This is a genomic window from Mycobacterium sp. (assembly GCF_035633495.1).
In the GTDB taxonomy this organism is placed as follows: domain Bacteria; phylum Actinomycetota; class Actinomycetes; order Mycobacteriales; family Mycobacteriaceae; genus Mycobacterium.
Genome location: NZ_DASQEU010000157.1, coordinates 1 through 14,365, shown reverse-complemented (window position 1 = coordinate 14,365; position 14,365 = coordinate 1). Strand labels below are relative to the sequence as shown.

Genomic DNA, 14,365 nt, shown 5'->3' with positions numbered 1-14,365 from the left:
CTGCCTATTCGCTTTCTGCCGCAACGGATGCCGGCTCGACGGTCGCGATCTCACTGAGACCACTGATCGTCAGGACGCGGATCAGGAACGGATGCACGATCAGATGCAGGCGATCGACTTCGTCGGCGTGGTCGAACAGCACGTTGATGCCGGCGCTGTCGAGGTAGTTGACCGCGCTCATGTCGACGGTGATGGGCCTGCGGGTACCCGCGCTCGCGGTCGCGAGCGCCTCGGTGAACACGTCGATGTTGCTGAGGTCGATCTCCCCCACCGCCACCACACGGGGCTCCCCGTCGGCGTCACGATCGGTGTTCAGGGTGAGCGGTGTGGCCATCAAGTAATCCTCGCGTGCAAGTGAACCGTGGTTCCCACGTCGTCGGTGTGAATCGTGAAGTCTTCCATCAGGCCCCGCATGAGACCCATCCCGCGGCCGCGGCCGATGTCGGCCACCTCCCGCGGCTGCCTCCATTGTCCGGTGTCGGTGACCGTCACCTCCAACCGGTCGAACGACGCGATCGCCTGCAACGAGACGGTGCCCTCCGGTCGATCGCGGTGGCCATGTTCGATCGCGTTCGCGACGGCCTCCCCGGTCGCAGTGAGCACGTCGTGAATCTGATCGGGCTTGACCCCCGCCTGAGTGAGCCAGCTGCGCAACGCATCACGGCTCGGGGCCAGTTGGCTGGCATCGGCGGCGAAGTTCACAGCCAAGGGTGCCGGTTGCCGGTACAGCAGCACGGCCACGTCGTCGGGATAACCGCCTCCTGGCTCGAGCCGTGACATGAGGTGGTCGGCGACGTCGTCGAGTGCCAACGAACGGCCGTCCTGCACGAGGTCCGCTGCTAGTGCCATCCCGTCGTCAATCGAGCTGCCGCGGCGTTCGACGAGGCCGTCGGTGTAGAGCAACAGCGTCGAGCGTGCGGGCATCGTCATCCGGACTTCGGGTCGCATTTGGCCCGTACGCAGTGCCAGGGGCAGTCCGCGACCGCCTTCCAGCATGGTGATGGTTCCGTTGGCCTGCACCATGATTGGCGGCGGATGACCTGCACTGGAGTAAACCAGCTCACCGGTGTCGAGCGTGAGCACCGCGCAGAAGGCGGTGGTGCAACGGGCACCGGCCAGCCGCGCCGCGAAGCGGTCCATCCCGGCGAGGACGGCACTGGGGGCGGACTGTTCGAGGAAGAGTGCGCGGCAGGCACTGCGCAGCTGCCCCATCACGGTGGCAGCACCCAAGCCGTGGCCGACGCAGTCACCGACGATCAGCGCGAAACGGCCGTCGTCGAGATCGACGACGTCGTACCAGTCGCCGCCGACCTGTAGCGGGCGGCTCGCGGGGTGGTAACGCACGGCGAAGCCCGCGGGCAGATTCACCGGCCCGAGCATCGCGTGCTGCAACGCCACGGCGGTTTCGCGCTGCTCGTCCAGCTGGTAGACGCGCTGCAGTCCCTGACCCAGTCGCCCGGCCAGCACGCTGAGCAGCGTGTGGTCCCTTGGGGTGAACGGCCGCTGCTCGGACAACTCGACCCACACGACGAGCACTCCTCGGGGATGTTGCAGCGCGATGCCCGCGGCCCCCGCGTCCCCGGTCACGGTGGTGAGCAGGTCGGCGTCACGCAACGACTCGATCAGTTCCTGCTGCCGCGATGACAATTCGGCCCATCCGACGTCGTCGCCCACGCACATCACCTCTGACGGGACGGCACCCGCAGGGGCAGCGCTGGAGAACGTCACGGCCAGGACGCGTCGCGCCTGCCACACCGCTCGGAGCTCCTCGATGGCTCCCCGCAGGGCGTCGTCCAGCGAGTCGGCTTGCGCCAGTTGCTGATTGAGCGCAGCGAGCGCGCTTTGGCGTTGCACGGCGTAGTGCTCGGCCGTGACGTCCCGGAAGGTGCCGACCATGACCCGCCGCGCCGTATCGGGATCCTCGGCGTGGTTGAAGTTGACCGCGACCCACACGCGGTGGCCGTCCCGGTGAGTCACCGGAGCGGTGAAGGTGCCGTGGCTCTTGTCGAGCAGTCCTGCGAATGCCGTTTCGACCTGCCGGTACGATTCCAGGTCGGTCTCGGCGTCCGGCCACCACGGGGGGACGGCCGGGTAGGGCAGGCCCTCGGGACCGTAGCCGAGCATGTCGGCGAACGCCGTGTTGATCTCGACGACGGTGCCGTGCTCGTCGCAGACGAAGAAGGCCTCCTGCAGCGAGTCCACCAGCGCTGTGCGCCAACGGGCATGGTGGTTGCGTAGCCGGGCGAGTTCGACGTTGGCGCGAACCCGAGCGAGGAGTTCGGCGGCCGCGAACGGCTTGACGAGGTAGTCGTCGGCGCCGGCCTGCAGGCCCTCGATGGACGCCTCCTGCCCGGCGCGAGCCGACAGCAGCAGGACGGGCAGAGCGACGGTCCGCGGATCGCTTCGCAGCGCCGCGAGCAGTTGCAGCCCGTCGAGTCCAGGCATCATGACGTCAGTGATGACGAGGTCCGGTTCCTGTCCGCGAATGGCGTCGAGCGCCTGCAGGCCATCGGTGACGGCACTGACCTGATAGCCGGCGGTCCGCAGCAGGTTGGTCAAGTAGTGACGCATGTCGGCGTTGTCGTCGGCGACCAATACCCGGACCCGACCGTCGCCGCTACCGGCCGGGGTGGGCGCATCGGAGGTCGGGGAGCCCGGGTCGGTGGGCAGCCAGCTCAACGCTTCCTGCACATACGGTTCCGCGATGACGCCCGCGCTCGCGCCGGTGCCCAGTGGCGACGACAGCTCGTCGGCCGCCAGATGCCCCGACCCGAAGGGGATGCGGACGGTGAACATGGAGCCGGCGCCCTCCCGGCTGTCGGCGGTGATCGTGCCGCCGTGAAGTCCGACGAGCTCGCGGACGAGAGCCAGCCCGATGCCACTACCCTCCGTCGACCGTGCGCGTGCAGTCTCGATGCGGTGAAACCGCTCGAAGAGCCGGGGCATCTCCGCGGCCGAGACTCCGATGCCGGTGTCGGCGATGGTAACGGTCGCACCACCGTCGTCGCGACGAACCCGCACGGAGATGGACCCCTCGAAGGTGAACTTCAGCGCGTTGGACAGCAGGTTCAGCACCACCTTCTCCCACATGTCGCGGTCCAGGTACACGGGTTCGTCCAGCGGCGGGCAGTCGACGGCGAACGTCAGCCCGGCCCGGTCGACCGCCGAACGGAACACGCTGGCCAGTTCCGCCGTGAAGGCCGACAGATCGACCGGCTCGAACCGGGCCTGCATCCGCCCGGCCTGAATCCGGGAGAAGTCGAGCAGCGTATTGACGAGCTTGGCCAGTCGCAAGCCGTTGCGATGGATGAGCTCCAGCTCGTCGCGAGCCTGCTCGTCGAGTCCGGTTGCCCGGCTGCGTAATTCGTCGACCGGACCCAGGATCAGCGTGAGCGGGGTGCGGAACTCGTGGCTGATGTTGGAGAAGAATGCCGTCTTCGCACGGTCCAACTCGGCCAGTTCCTCGGCTCGCTGCTGCTGCGCCCGGTAACTGCGCGCACTGCCAACCCCGGCGGCGATGTGCCCCGCGACGAGTTCGACGAACCCGCGATAGCCCTCGTCGAGCGGACGGTGGCGGTTCAGCGCGGCGACAAGTAACCCGACCGGCGCGCCGCCCTGCTGCAACAGTGGCGCCACGAGGGCGTGAGCGGGCGGCTCCGACCAGGCGCCGGGGGGCAGATCCACGAAACGGCCGTCGAGCTCGACCAGTTCGGCTTCCCCGCGCGAGGGCTTGTCGACCGGCCACACCGAGGGGCCCTCGCCGGGGAGCGACTCCGGTACCGCCGGATGCCCGAGCGCAATGCCACTGACGCCGGCGAGTCGCGCGATACCGTCGTCGTCGAACAGGTAGGTCAACGTGAAGGGCAGGTCGTACGGATTGCCGGCGAGCTGGTCGGCGGCGAAGTCCAGCATCTGCCGCTCGGTGCGCACGACGCTCGGATCGGAGCCCAGGTCGCGCAGCGTCGCCATGCGCCGATCACCGATCACCCGGTCGGTGTCCTCGTTGACCACGCAGAGCATGCCGACTAAGCGCCCGTCCTCCTCGCGCAGCGGGCTGTAGGAAAACGTGTGATAGGTCTCCTCGGAGTAACCCGACCGCTCCAGGAAGAGCAACAGGCCCTCGTCCCACGTCGCCTCCCCCGTCGACAGGACGTGTTCGATGCGGGGACGGGCGTCGTCCCAGACCTCCGACCACACCTCGCTGGCCGGCCGGCCGAGCGCCCAGGGGTACTTCTTGCCCAGCGTGTCGCGGCGGTAGGCGGCGTTGCAGAAGAACGTCAGATCCGGGCCCCACGCCATCCACATCGGAAACTGCGACGACAGAAGGATGCTGACGGCCGTGCGAAGACTTTGTGGCCATCCGTCCGGCGGCCCGAGTGAGGTGGACGCCCAGTCGACCACGGCAAGATCGCGACCGATCTCATCGTCAGCGCGAAAGACCACCGGTATGCCTCTCGCCATTAGTCTCGGGAGACGTCGTTTCCGCGTCGTGCTGGACGGCCGGCGTCGTGGCCTTAAGACATACATGCACCATGTTCACCTCGCCGGCGTTTTGCGGGAGAACGCCTCCCCGCCACGTTCCCACCACGTCGCTCGAGCCAGCCCGGCTCAATCGACCGAAACGACGAAGTGGGTCGCCACCATCTTGGCTGCCAGGGGATAGTCGCGCATCGCCACCGTGAGGATCTTCACCAGTTCACCAATCATGGTCGACTCGGCTCCACGGGTGCGAAGCCCCACAACCTCCCCATTGTGCTTGTAGAAGGCGAGCGGAGTCGCTCGGCGCTTGCCAAACGGCGGGGAATCTGACGTTGACGTAAGCATCAGGCAGAACGGGTATGCCCCCACCATGACGGTCATCGGATTCCACTGTTCTCACGAGCAGATCAGTCCCGCACGGCTGCTCCAAGACGTGCAGCACGCCGAACGGGCAGGCTTCACCGCGGGCATGTCATCGGATCACCTCAGTCCATGGAGCGTTCGCCAGAACGAGTCGGGATTCGCCTGGTCATTCCTCGGCGCAGCATTGGCCACCACCAACCTGCCGTTCGGCGTGGTGAATGCGCCGGGGCAGCGCTACCACCCGGTCATCATCGCCCAGGCCATCGCGACGCTCGCGCAGCACGCCGAGTGGCTGGCCGAGTACGTCGAGCAGGGGTGGGACGAGTTGTACCTGCATTTCGTGGGCCAGCATCAGACCGAGTTCATTGACGCGTTCGGCGCGCACGTGCTACCCCAACTCTCACCGACCGCTCCTGCGACGACGGCGGCGATGGCATGAGGAGCATGGACACCGGCGATCTGTGGTGGAAGAACGCCGTCTTCTACTGCGCGGACGTCGAGACGTTCTACGACTCCAACGGCGACGGCACCGGCGACATCCGCGGGATGGCCGATCGCATCGAGTATCTCGCCGACCTCGGCGTGACGTGTCTGTGGCTGATGCCCTTTTATCCGACCGCGCAGAAGGACGACGGCTACGACATCATCGACTTCTTCGGCGTGGATCCGCGGCTGGGCAATCTCGGCGACTTCGTCGAGTTGGTGCGCACGGCACGCTCGTCCGGAATCCGGGTGATCATCGACTTCGTCATGAACCACACTTCCGACGCCCACCCGTGGTTCAAGTCTGCTCGACGCAGCAAGGACGACCCGTACCGCGACTACTACGTGTGGAGCGCGACCGAGCCGAAGTCGAGCCCCAAGGACGTCGTCTTCCCCGATCAGGAGGGCAGCATCTGGGAGCTTGACCCAAAGACCAACGAGTGGTACCTACACCACTTCTACAAGCATCAGCCCGATCTGAACATCGCGAATCCCAAGGTGCAGGAGGAGATCTCGCGCACGCTGGGCTTCTGGCTCGAACTCGGCGTAGCGGGATTCCGCATCGACGCGGTTCCCTTCCTGTTCGCCAAGGACGGCGTGCCCGGCGATCCGGGTGTCTTCGATCCGTACGAATACCTCGGCGATGTAAGGAATTTCGTCACTCGCCGGGTCGGTGACGCGGTGCTCCTCGGGGAGGTCAACGTCGCGTACAAGGACCAGAAGAAGTTCTTCGGTGGGCCCGACGGCGACGGGCTCAACATGCAGTTCGACTTCATCGGCATGCAGAACGTCTATCTCTCGCTGGCCCGCGGTGACGCGCGCTCGCTGGCCAGGGTGCTGCGCCAGCGTCCCGAACTCGACGTCACCAGTCAGTGGGCCAACTTCGTGCGCAATCACGACGAGCTGACCCTGGACAAGTTGAGCGACGCCGAGCGCCAGGAGGTCTTCGACGCGTTCGGCCCGGACCCCGACATGCAGCTCTACGACCGCGGGCTGCGCCGAAGGCTGCCGACCATGGTCGGTGGAGACGAGCGCCGAATGCGGATGGCTTACTCACTGGCCTTCTCCCTGCCGGGTAGCCCCGTCTTGTTCTATGGCGAGGAGATCGGGATGGGTGAAAACCTCGACATCCCAGGGCGATTGGCCGTTCGCTCCCCGATGCAGTGGACGGGCGGCGCCAACGGCGGTTTCTCGTCGGCGTTGAAGCGAAGGGTCATCCGCCCTCTGCCCGACGGCCTCTTCGGTCCCGAGCGGGTCAACGTCGCCGCGCAGCGCCACGACCACCAGTCGTTCTGGTGGTTCATCCGCGATCTCATCTACACCTATCGGCAGCAGCCGGAGATCGGATGGTCGACCGCCGAGGTGCTCAAGCAGCCCAATCGGGCGGTGTTGGCGCATCTGTGCCGCGAGGAGTCGGGGTGGCAGATGTTGGCTCTGCACAATTTCGGGGCCGACAGCTGCCTGGTGCCAATCGAATTGACGGACGCGCCGCCGGGTTCTGTCCTGGTCGACCTTCTCGATGGCCTCGTCGAGCATCCTCTCGACACCTCTGGCCGCACCGAGCTCGGTCTGGGTCCCTACGGCTACCGATGGCTGCGGCTGCGGCGACCGGACGACGAGCCGATCATCTGATCTGCACGACGGGACGCGCGTCAGGCTCCCTGCGCGGCCAATTCCGTGGCGGTCGTCGGCACTGCGCCTGCGCTGGTCACCAGAGCGTAGAGCGGCGTGACCCAGTCGTGCCCCCCGCTGTCCCCGGGCGCATACCCCGTGTGAATTGCGAGGGCGGCGGGCGACAACGCGTCGGTGTCGGCGTCGGGGCCGGCGTCGCACACTGGATCGCCGACGTCGCAGACGCTGACGGTGCGCGTGCCGATCTCGGGCGGGAGCGCCGCGGTGGGAGCCGACGCCAAGAATGAGTGCTCCTGGGCAACGCCCTTGCCCGCGCTGGGGGTGACGGCCGTCGACCCCATGTTGAGGGTGGTGTCGGTGGGCAAGCGGTCACCGTCCGCGATCAAGAGCGCAGCCGCCACGTGGGGATCGTCGGCCAGGTCGTGCAGGTTGCGGTGGACCACCATGGCGCCCTGCGAGTAGCCGGCGAGCACCACCTTGGTGTTCGGGCAGCGCGCGGTGAAGGCGTCGAACTGTTCGGCGGTGGCGTCGGTGCCGGCGTCGACGCTGTCCATGAAGCCCATCCAGCCCCCCAGGCCACCCTCCAACGGGACCGGCGCCGCGGGGTACTGAACGGCTTCGGCGCTGATGGTCTGACCGTTGGCGGCCAAGTCGTCGCGCAGTTGCAGGTAGGACTGGTAGACCACGCCGCCCATGCCGCCATTGGTGCTCAGGCCCGCACCGTCACGCTGGCCCGACCCGGCCGCGCCGAGCCAGTGGTAGTCGGCGCACGCGGGCGCGGCGACGGCGGTGCCGGTGGACAGTCCGGCCACGGCCACGCCGGCCACCAGAACGGCCAATCCCAAACGACGAATCACGACGAGTTCCCTCCAACCCTCGCGGCAGCGGGTGTGTGGTTACGCCGCCGCGTCAGTCGGTTGATCGTCCCGATGGTCACCTGGCGTTACAGACTTACCGGTGCGCGAGCGACGTTCGAGGCAGGCGCGCGATGACTCTGGACTAAGGAGTCCCGTTGATTGGCCTCCGACCCGAACGGCGCCGCGGGGTGACGTCAGCGGTCGACGGCGTCGGATCGCACTGTGAACAGAGGGTTTCCAGCCGCGGTTGAGCGTGCCCGTCCTGCGGATTTCGTCTTGACGCAAAACCGTTCTGGACGATATAGTTCAGTTTCCCTAGTTCTCAGGTTTCCCCGCTTGCATAGATAGGATTTTGATCATGAACAGTGGGTTCACCCGCCGCGTCGCCGCCGGAATCGGGGTCGCTGCGTTCATCTCCATGGGAGCGTTGACCGCTTGCGGCGGAAGCGAATCCCCCAGCCCGTCCAGCACCACGGAGACCACCACGACCACCGCGCCGTCGGTCACTCCGACCGAGAAGAGCATCAACCCCACCGGTGGCAACCTCTTCACCCCGCCCGTCAAGGCACCGCCGCCACCCACCGCCATCCCCGGCACCCACGACAACTGATCCATCGACCTCCAGATAGCACGGGATAGGACAGCTCCATGCCCAGTCGAAACACTCGCCGCGTCGCCGCGGGCCTCGGCGTCGCTGCGTTCATCTCCATGGGAGCGTTGACCGCTTGCGGCGGAAGCGAATCACCCAGCCCGTCGAGCACCACGACGACGACCACCACCGCTCCTTCGGTCACACCGACCGAGAAGAGCATCAACCCGAGCGGCGGCAACTCCTTCAGCCCGGGCGTGAAGGCGCCGCCGGCTCCGACCGGAGTGCCCGGTACCAACCACACCGGCTAGCCCGAAGGTCGTCATCGGTTCGAACGAGGCGGGCCAGTCATTCGACTGGCCCGCCTCGTCCAATTCGTGACCAGCTAGTCCGTCAGCCCGGCACCGCGCGGTCGAAACGACTTGATGTGGTCGATCGCGGAGTCCAACGCGGTCTGCATCAACCGCGGATCGTGGGCGGTCTGCGAGAGCAGATAACCCCCCTCCAATGCCGCCAACAGTCCGGTGGCCAGCGCCGGCCCATCGATGTCGGCCCTCAGGACGCCGTTGTCGCGCATCCTCTCCAACGCCGCTGCCAGGATCGCCCGCCATTCGGCGAAGTGCGCGGCCAAGGCCACGCGGGCCTTGTCGTCGCTGTCCGACAGTTCCGCCGCGAGCGACCCGAGTTCGCAACCCCACAGCCCGCGACGCAACGAACAACGCTGCACCATGGCATCACGCCACTGGTAGATGCCGCGGAACGAGTCCACCTTCTCCAGGCGCAGACGCTGCCACGACAGGACCTCTTCGGCGCGAACGGTGATGACGTCGTACACCAAGTCCGTCTTCTCGTCGAAGTGTTGGTAGAACTGCGACTTGCTGGTGGCGCTGGCGGCCAGCACTTCGTCGATGGTCGTCGCCGCGACGCCCCGCACGTGCATCAACTCGGCCGCGGCGACCACTATGCGGTTGCGCGTAGCAGCGCCGCGCGACGTCAGCTTCGGCCGCGACACTTCGTTGGATGGCGGCATCGTCCAACTGTAGCCCCTGTTTGGACTTTGAAGTCCAACTCGGTCATCAGGTTCCACGCCGCGCTCGCGAGTCGCGGGCACCGCCCACGGCCTGCCCGCGACGAACGCGGCAACCCGCCTACTGCTGCGCCGTGCCCAGCGTGACCTGGGTGGTCTGACTCGAACCCGACGGGTCCAGGTAAGTCAGCGTCACCTGGTCGCCAGGTGCCTTCGACCGCACCGCCGCGACCAACGCCTCCGCGCTGTCGATGACGTGTTCGTCCACTTTGGTGACCACCACGCCATTTGGCACGCCGGCCGTCGCAGCGGGCCCTCCGTCGACAACCTCGGCGATCGCAGCACTGGGGGCAGTGGCGTCATTGCCGAGCTGCATACCCAACGACGCATGGGTAGCCGTCCCCGTGGAGACCAGCTCGTCGGCGACCCGCTTGGCCTGGTCCACCGGAATGGCGAAGCCGAGCCCGATCGAACCGCTCTGTGGGCCAGACGAGTTGCCGCCGCCGCCCAGTGAGGCAATGGCCGAGTTCACACCGATCAGTTCGCCATTCATGTTCACCAGAGCACCCCCGGAGTTACCCGGGTTGGCCGCCGTGCGGTCGCGGTCGGTCAGGCGGACGGTGCCTGCGCCGGACTGACCGCTCTCCGAGTTCGATCCGGCCGTACCCCGCCATCGCGCAGCGGCCGCGTTCCTTCGCGAACAGGACCGGGACCTCGTCACGGCGGCGAAGCTATACACCGAGGCAGCCGCCAGCGCCCCCAACCTCGCCGAGCGCGACCACCTGACCCGTCAGGCCGCTCGGCTCCATCAGATCCTGCGCCGGCAGTAGCGCGGTCCTACTTCCAGGCGAACACCGGTTGCTCCAGTTGGTCGACCGGGTCGTGGCGTCCCTCCAGGCACAGCCAGCGCAGTTGCAGAAGCACGGCGCCCGTCGGCGCGTGAATGAGGTCGTTGCCCAGGGGAATCTGCACGACGGGTCGTGGGCTCTCCGGGATGGCGATGAACCGCGGCGAGTCGTCGCGTTGCAGTTGGTGCAGACCCACCCGATAGGCGGCCACCACCTCGTCGGGCGCGGGCCGGATGTCGAGCCGTGCGCCGCCCCAGATGACCACCGGCGTGATGACGTAACCAGACCGCGTCGGGTAGTCGTCGAGTAGACCGAGCACGGAGGCTTCGGACAACTCGATGCCCACCTCTTCATCCAGCTCCCGCAGTGCGGCGTCGACAGCGGTCTCGCCCTCATCCACCCGGCCGCCGGGCAGTGCCCATTGCGCCGCATGAGATCGCAGTCGAGATGCCCTGCGACACAACAGGAAAGCTGCACCACCTGACACGTCGACCATACGCCCGTCCATGCCGGCTTCCATTGGCCGCCCGTCGATCCAGTCGTCCACGGGCGCCGGGTCCACCCTGTCCTCGCCGAGATCGGAGTCGACGAGCACCACCGCAACGGCGGCGTGCCGCTTCGTCGGATCGGTTACCTCACGACGTCGGTGACCCGCCAGATGTTGCTGGACCCGTGCGCACAGCGCCTCGTCGTAGGTGATGGTCACCGCTGCACCCTAACTGCGGTACTGCTCCACCTTTGCGGCGTATTCGTCGAGCAGCCGGAGCGATTGGTCGAGCGGCTTGGTGGGCAGCAACAAGCCCAACTGCCCGAACCCCAGGTCTTGCGCGGCGCGCCAGTAGTCGGGGTCGGTCGGAGTGCCGAACATCGCCAGCGGGACGTCGCGTCCGGCGCCGTCGCGCATCAGACCGATGAACTTGGCCAACGCCTCCACGGGAAGCGGGTTGGAGATCCAGCCGGCGTCGTGTCGAATCACCCGCTTGACGGTGGCTTTAGAGGCGCCGCCGATGTAGACGGGTGGGTGCGGTTTCCGGACCGGCTTCGGCCGAAGGTACGACGGGTCGAAGTCGACGTATTTGCCGTGGTACTCCGCGGGTTCGGTCGTCCACAGCGCCTTGATGGCCTCGATGCGCTCGTCCAGCAGCGCGCCGCGGGTCTTCGGGTCGGTGCCGTGGTCGCGCAGTTCCTCGATGTTCCAGCCCGCGCCCACGCCGAACACGAACCGACCGCCGGAGATCAGATCGATGCTCGCGGCCTCCTTCGCCGTGACGATCGGGTCGCGCTGGATGAGCAATGCGATCCCGGTGATCAGTTCGATCTTGGAGGTCACTGCTGCTGCGGCGGCCAGAGTGACGAACGGGTCGAGCGTCCGGTAGTAGATGTCGGGCAGCTCGCCACCGAGCGGGTAGGCCGACTCCCGACTGGCCGGAATGTGCGTGTGCTCGGCGATCGCCAGCGAATCGAAACCCCGCTCCTCGATCGCGCGGGCCAGCGAGACCGTGTCGATGCCGTCATCGGTGACGAACGTGGATATCCCGAATTTCATGTGAATCCTCATCTGTCGACGTCACGGGTCGGAACACAGCTCAGTCAGGCTATTCCCCCGTCGCGATCGGCCAACACGATGACCTCGGTTCTCACTTGGCGCGGGCCAGGGGTGTCTGGCTGCGTATCGCGCGGATCTCGCTGTCCCGGTAGGGCCGTCCGTCGCCTTGCAGCAGATCGCTGAACCACACTTGCGACGACGCGGGTCTGGGGTCATCCCATGAATCCCACGGCAGATAGGTCTGCGTCTTGCCTGCGACCAGACCCCAGTTGAACGCGCCGACGTCGTGCCGCTTGGCCACCGCCAGGATCCCCTCGACGCTGCTACCCAGCGAGCGAGCCAGGTACTCCGTACAGAGGATGGGTCGTTGCAGTGGCGCGAGTTCGGCGATCCTGGACTCGAAGTCGGCCGGCTTGGCATAGGAGTGGAACGTGATCACGTCGGAGTTGTCGAGTTGGATGCCGGCAATCGTGCTGCGCTGTCGCGGGTCCGCCCAGCTTCCCTGCCAGACGCCACTGGTCAAGGGCTGAGCGGGATCGACGTCGCGCGCCCACTGGAAGACCTGCGGCAGCAGAGCGGCGACCAGGTCGTCCTTTTCCGTCCTTTCCACCTTGCGATAGACGCTGGCGGGGTTGTCGGGCTCATTCCACAGATCCCACCCCAGGACGCGCTCGTCGTTGCGGAACTGGCTCAGCACTCCGGTGACGTAGTCGTTCAGAACGCTGCCGTAGCGCGGGTCGCCGAGACGCTCGGCACCGGGACTCTGCACCCACCCGGAGTTGTGCACGCCGGGTACCGGCGCGCGCTGCGGACCGACCCTCGGGTGCGGGTCCCAGCAGGAATCGAAGAAGACGAACAGCGGCTTGATGGCGTGCCGCGCCGCGATGGCCACGAACTGCATCAGACGTCGTAGAAAACCGTGCCGATCCTGGGCCCACAGCAGATCGTGCAGGAACACCCGCATGGTGTTGAAACCCAGGCGTCGAGCCATGCCCAGCTCGGCATCGATGCGCTGAGGACTGTAGGTGTCCCGCTGGAACATCTCGAGTTGGTTGATCGCGTTCGACGGGATGTAGTTCGCGCCGACGGGTCGCCGTTGCGCCCGATACCAACTGTTGGCGCGGTCGACCGACCACCTACCCCTGCCGGCCGAAGAGGCACGGGGTGTCGGCGTGATCGCCGCGCCTCCTGCGAGAAGCAACGGGACCTTGAGGGCGGTCCGACGACGTACTACGCGATCTGCAACCAAGCTGTCATCCTTCGAGTTGGGAACGTCGACCGTCGTCACCCGGTCCGGTCATGCCAGTCGGACGACGGAAGACATTGACGCGCAACGCATTAACGCAGCGCGAATGATGAAGAATCAGTGCAGGCGGCGGACACCGTGGTCACCTACTGCACGGCCGACGCCACGCACCACGCTACGTGAACTTCACCCGCGGGGCTCGACTCGAGTGAGCGCACTCAGTACAGCGGCAGAAAACTGCCGTTGATCCACACGCCCCAGCGATACCCGAGCTGCTCCCATACCACCGGCGTGTTGGGGGACCAGACCGGCTGCGGCGGCTTCTTCGGCGCTCCCGGGGGCGGTGGATCCCCGACGGGGTACCCCGGCGGCGGCGCCGGATCGGCACTGGCAACGCCCGCGCCCAGTACTCCGGCGGACAGTCCGCCCACGATGACACCGACGGCGAAGACTGTCTTGATCAGCCTCATGGATGTCCGACTCCCCTACCGTCGCGCGATTAGATAAGGCAATCTAACCACCAACCACGGGCGGCGGACACTGTTGCGGTTTCGACGGCGGTCCACACCGTCGGCGTCATCGAGCGGACGGCGCCGCCCATGCGCTCCCCTGCTCGCGATCGAGCGTGGTGATCCCCTTGTTCTTCAACGCGAAGATGTACACCAGCAGGCTGACGCCGATCACCGTGGTGACGTAGAAGATGAACGAGCCGATGCGGTCGGCGGACTTGGCCGCTTGGAAGAGCAGCGGCGCCGTGCCACCGAAGGCGGAGTTCGCCAGCGCGTAGCCCAATCCCACGCCGAGGGCCCGGATTTCGGCGGGGAAGAGCTCGGCCTTGACGATCGCGTTGACCGACGTGTAGCCGGTGAGGATGACGTACCCGACGGCCGTCAGCGCGAAGGCGATCAACGGTGAGGTGGCCTGCGGCAGATAGGTCAGCAACACGTAGGTGTAGAGCACGCCACCGACGCCGAAGAACACCAGGAGAACCTTGCGACCGACCCGGTCGCTGATGAGCCCGCCGACCGGCTGCAGCAGCATCAGGAAGATCAAGCCCGCGAGGTTGATCCACGTCGCGGTCAACGCCCGGTCGGACCCGAAGGTGGACTTGACGATTGCGGGCGCGTTGATCGTGTAGGTGTAGAACGCGACCGTCCCGCCCGCGGTGATGAGGAAGACGAGTAGCAGCGGGCGCCAATGCGTGGTGAACAACGCCTTCAGCGATCCCGCGGCCTGGTCCTTGCCCTCGCGGACCGCCTCCAGGTACGACTCGCTGAGCGACTCGTCCATCGAGC

The 14,365-nt window shown here is 66.7% G+C and carries 14 protein-coding genes and 1 pseudogene; 4 read left to right on the top strand and 11 right to left on the bottom strand.

Annotation, left to right across the window (positions count from 1 at the left end; genetic code table 11):
- Positions 1 to 4: 4 nt before the first annotated feature.
- The 3 genes from VET27_RS23215 to VET27_RS23205 form a co-directional block, all read right to left on the bottom strand.
- Entirely contained in the window at positions 5 to 334 is a 330-nt protein-coding gene (locus tag VET27_RS23215) for an STAS domain-containing protein (protein WP_526521953.1), read from the bottom strand.
- Positions 334 to 4,461: a SpoIIE family protein phosphatase gene (locus VET27_RS23210; RefSeq protein WP_526521952.1), complete on the bottom strand. Its 4,128-nt coding sequence runs from the start codon at positions 4,459 to 4,461 to the stop codon at positions 334 to 336. Before VET27_RS23210 ends, VET27_RS23215 begins: the two co-directional genes overlap by 1 nt.
- Positions 4,462 to 4,608: 147 nt before the next feature.
- A complete protein-coding gene (locus VET27_RS23205) occupies positions 4,609 to 4,860 on the bottom strand; it encodes a hypothetical protein (RefSeq protein WP_526521951.1) in 252 nt (83 codons plus the stop codon).
- Here VET27_RS23205 and VET27_RS23200 point away from each other — a divergent pair.
- Both VET27_RS23200 and VET27_RS23195 read left to right on the top strand, forming a co-directional pair.
- Positions 4,850 to 5,281, top strand: a complete 432-nt coding sequence (locus VET27_RS23200; RefSeq protein WP_526521950.1) for an LLM class flavin-dependent oxidoreductase — start codon at positions 4,850 to 4,852, stop codon at positions 5,279 to 5,281. The two genes, VET27_RS23205 and VET27_RS23200, sit on opposite strands and share 11 nt — an antisense overlap.
- Before the next feature lie 5 nt (positions 5,282 to 5,286).
- Positions 5,287 to 6,957, top strand: coding sequence for an alpha-amylase family protein (locus tag VET27_RS23195; RefSeq protein ID WP_526521949.1), 1,671 nt, complete (start codon positions 5,287 to 5,289; stop codon positions 6,955 to 6,957).
- Positions 6,958 to 6,977: 20 nt separating this feature from the next.
- Here the strand turns inward: VET27_RS23195 and VET27_RS23190 are convergent, their stop codons facing one another.
- The gene (locus VET27_RS23190; protein WP_526521948.1) at positions 6,978 to 7,814 is read right to left on the bottom strand and encodes a cutinase family protein; all 837 of its coding nucleotides are present in this window, start codon (positions 7,812 to 7,814) and stop codon (positions 6,978 to 6,980) included.
- 358 nt (positions 7,815 to 8,172) lie between these two features.
- Here VET27_RS23190 and VET27_RS23185 point away from each other — a divergent pair, with 358 nt between their 5' ends.
- Positions 8,173 to 8,424, top strand: coding sequence for a hypothetical protein (locus tag VET27_RS23185; RefSeq protein ID WP_526521947.1), 252 nt, complete (start codon positions 8,173 to 8,175; stop codon positions 8,422 to 8,424).
- 38 nt (positions 8,425 to 8,462) lie between these two features.
- Positions 8,463 to 8,714 carry a hypothetical protein gene (locus VET27_RS23180; protein WP_526521946.1) on the top strand — a complete coding sequence of 84 codons (252 nt, stop codon included), beginning with the start codon at positions 8,463 to 8,465 and terminating at the stop codon, positions 8,712 to 8,714.
- A gap of 74 nt (positions 8,715 to 8,788) precedes the next feature.
- Here the strand turns inward: VET27_RS23180 and VET27_RS23175 are convergent, their stop codons facing one another.
- The 7 genes and pseudogenes from VET27_RS23175 to VET27_RS23145 all read right to left on the bottom strand — a co-directional run.
- On the bottom strand, positions 8,789 to 9,433 hold the full coding sequence (locus VET27_RS23175; RefSeq protein ID WP_526521945.1) for a TetR/AcrR family transcriptional regulator: 645 nt from the start codon (positions 9,431 to 9,433) through the stop codon (positions 8,789 to 8,791).
- Between the two features lie 118 nt (positions 9,434 to 9,551).
- Positions 9,552 to 10,100 (bottom strand): annotated as a pseudogene (locus VET27_RS23170) (S1C family serine protease); the annotation flags it as partial.
- Between the two features lie 167 nt (positions 10,101 to 10,267).
- A complete protein-coding gene (locus tag VET27_RS23165) occupies positions 10,268 to 10,984 on the bottom strand; it encodes an NUDIX hydrolase (protein ID WP_526521944.1) in 717 nt (238 codons plus the stop codon).
- A 9-nt stretch (positions 10,985 to 10,993) separates the two neighbouring features.
- Positions 10,994 to 11,824: an LLM class F420-dependent oxidoreductase gene (locus VET27_RS23160; protein WP_526521943.1), complete on the bottom strand. Its 831-nt coding sequence runs from the start codon at positions 11,822 to 11,824 to the stop codon at positions 10,994 to 10,996.
- Positions 11,825 to 11,915: 91 nt separating this feature from the next.
- On the bottom strand, positions 11,916 to 13,073 hold the full coding sequence (locus tag VET27_RS23155) for a glycoside hydrolase 5 family protein (protein WP_526521942.1): 1,158 nt from the start codon (positions 13,071 to 13,073) through the stop codon (positions 11,916 to 11,918).
- A gap of 215 nt (positions 13,074 to 13,288) precedes the next feature.
- Positions 13,289 to 13,540, bottom strand: coding sequence for a hypothetical protein (locus tag VET27_RS23150; RefSeq protein WP_526521941.1), 252 nt, complete (start codon positions 13,538 to 13,540; stop codon positions 13,289 to 13,291).
- A 106-nt stretch (positions 13,541 to 13,646) separates the two neighbouring features.
- On the bottom strand, positions 13,647 to 14,365 hold a 719-nt coding region (locus VET27_RS23145), incomplete at its 5' end, for an MFS transporter (RefSeq protein ID WP_526521940.1).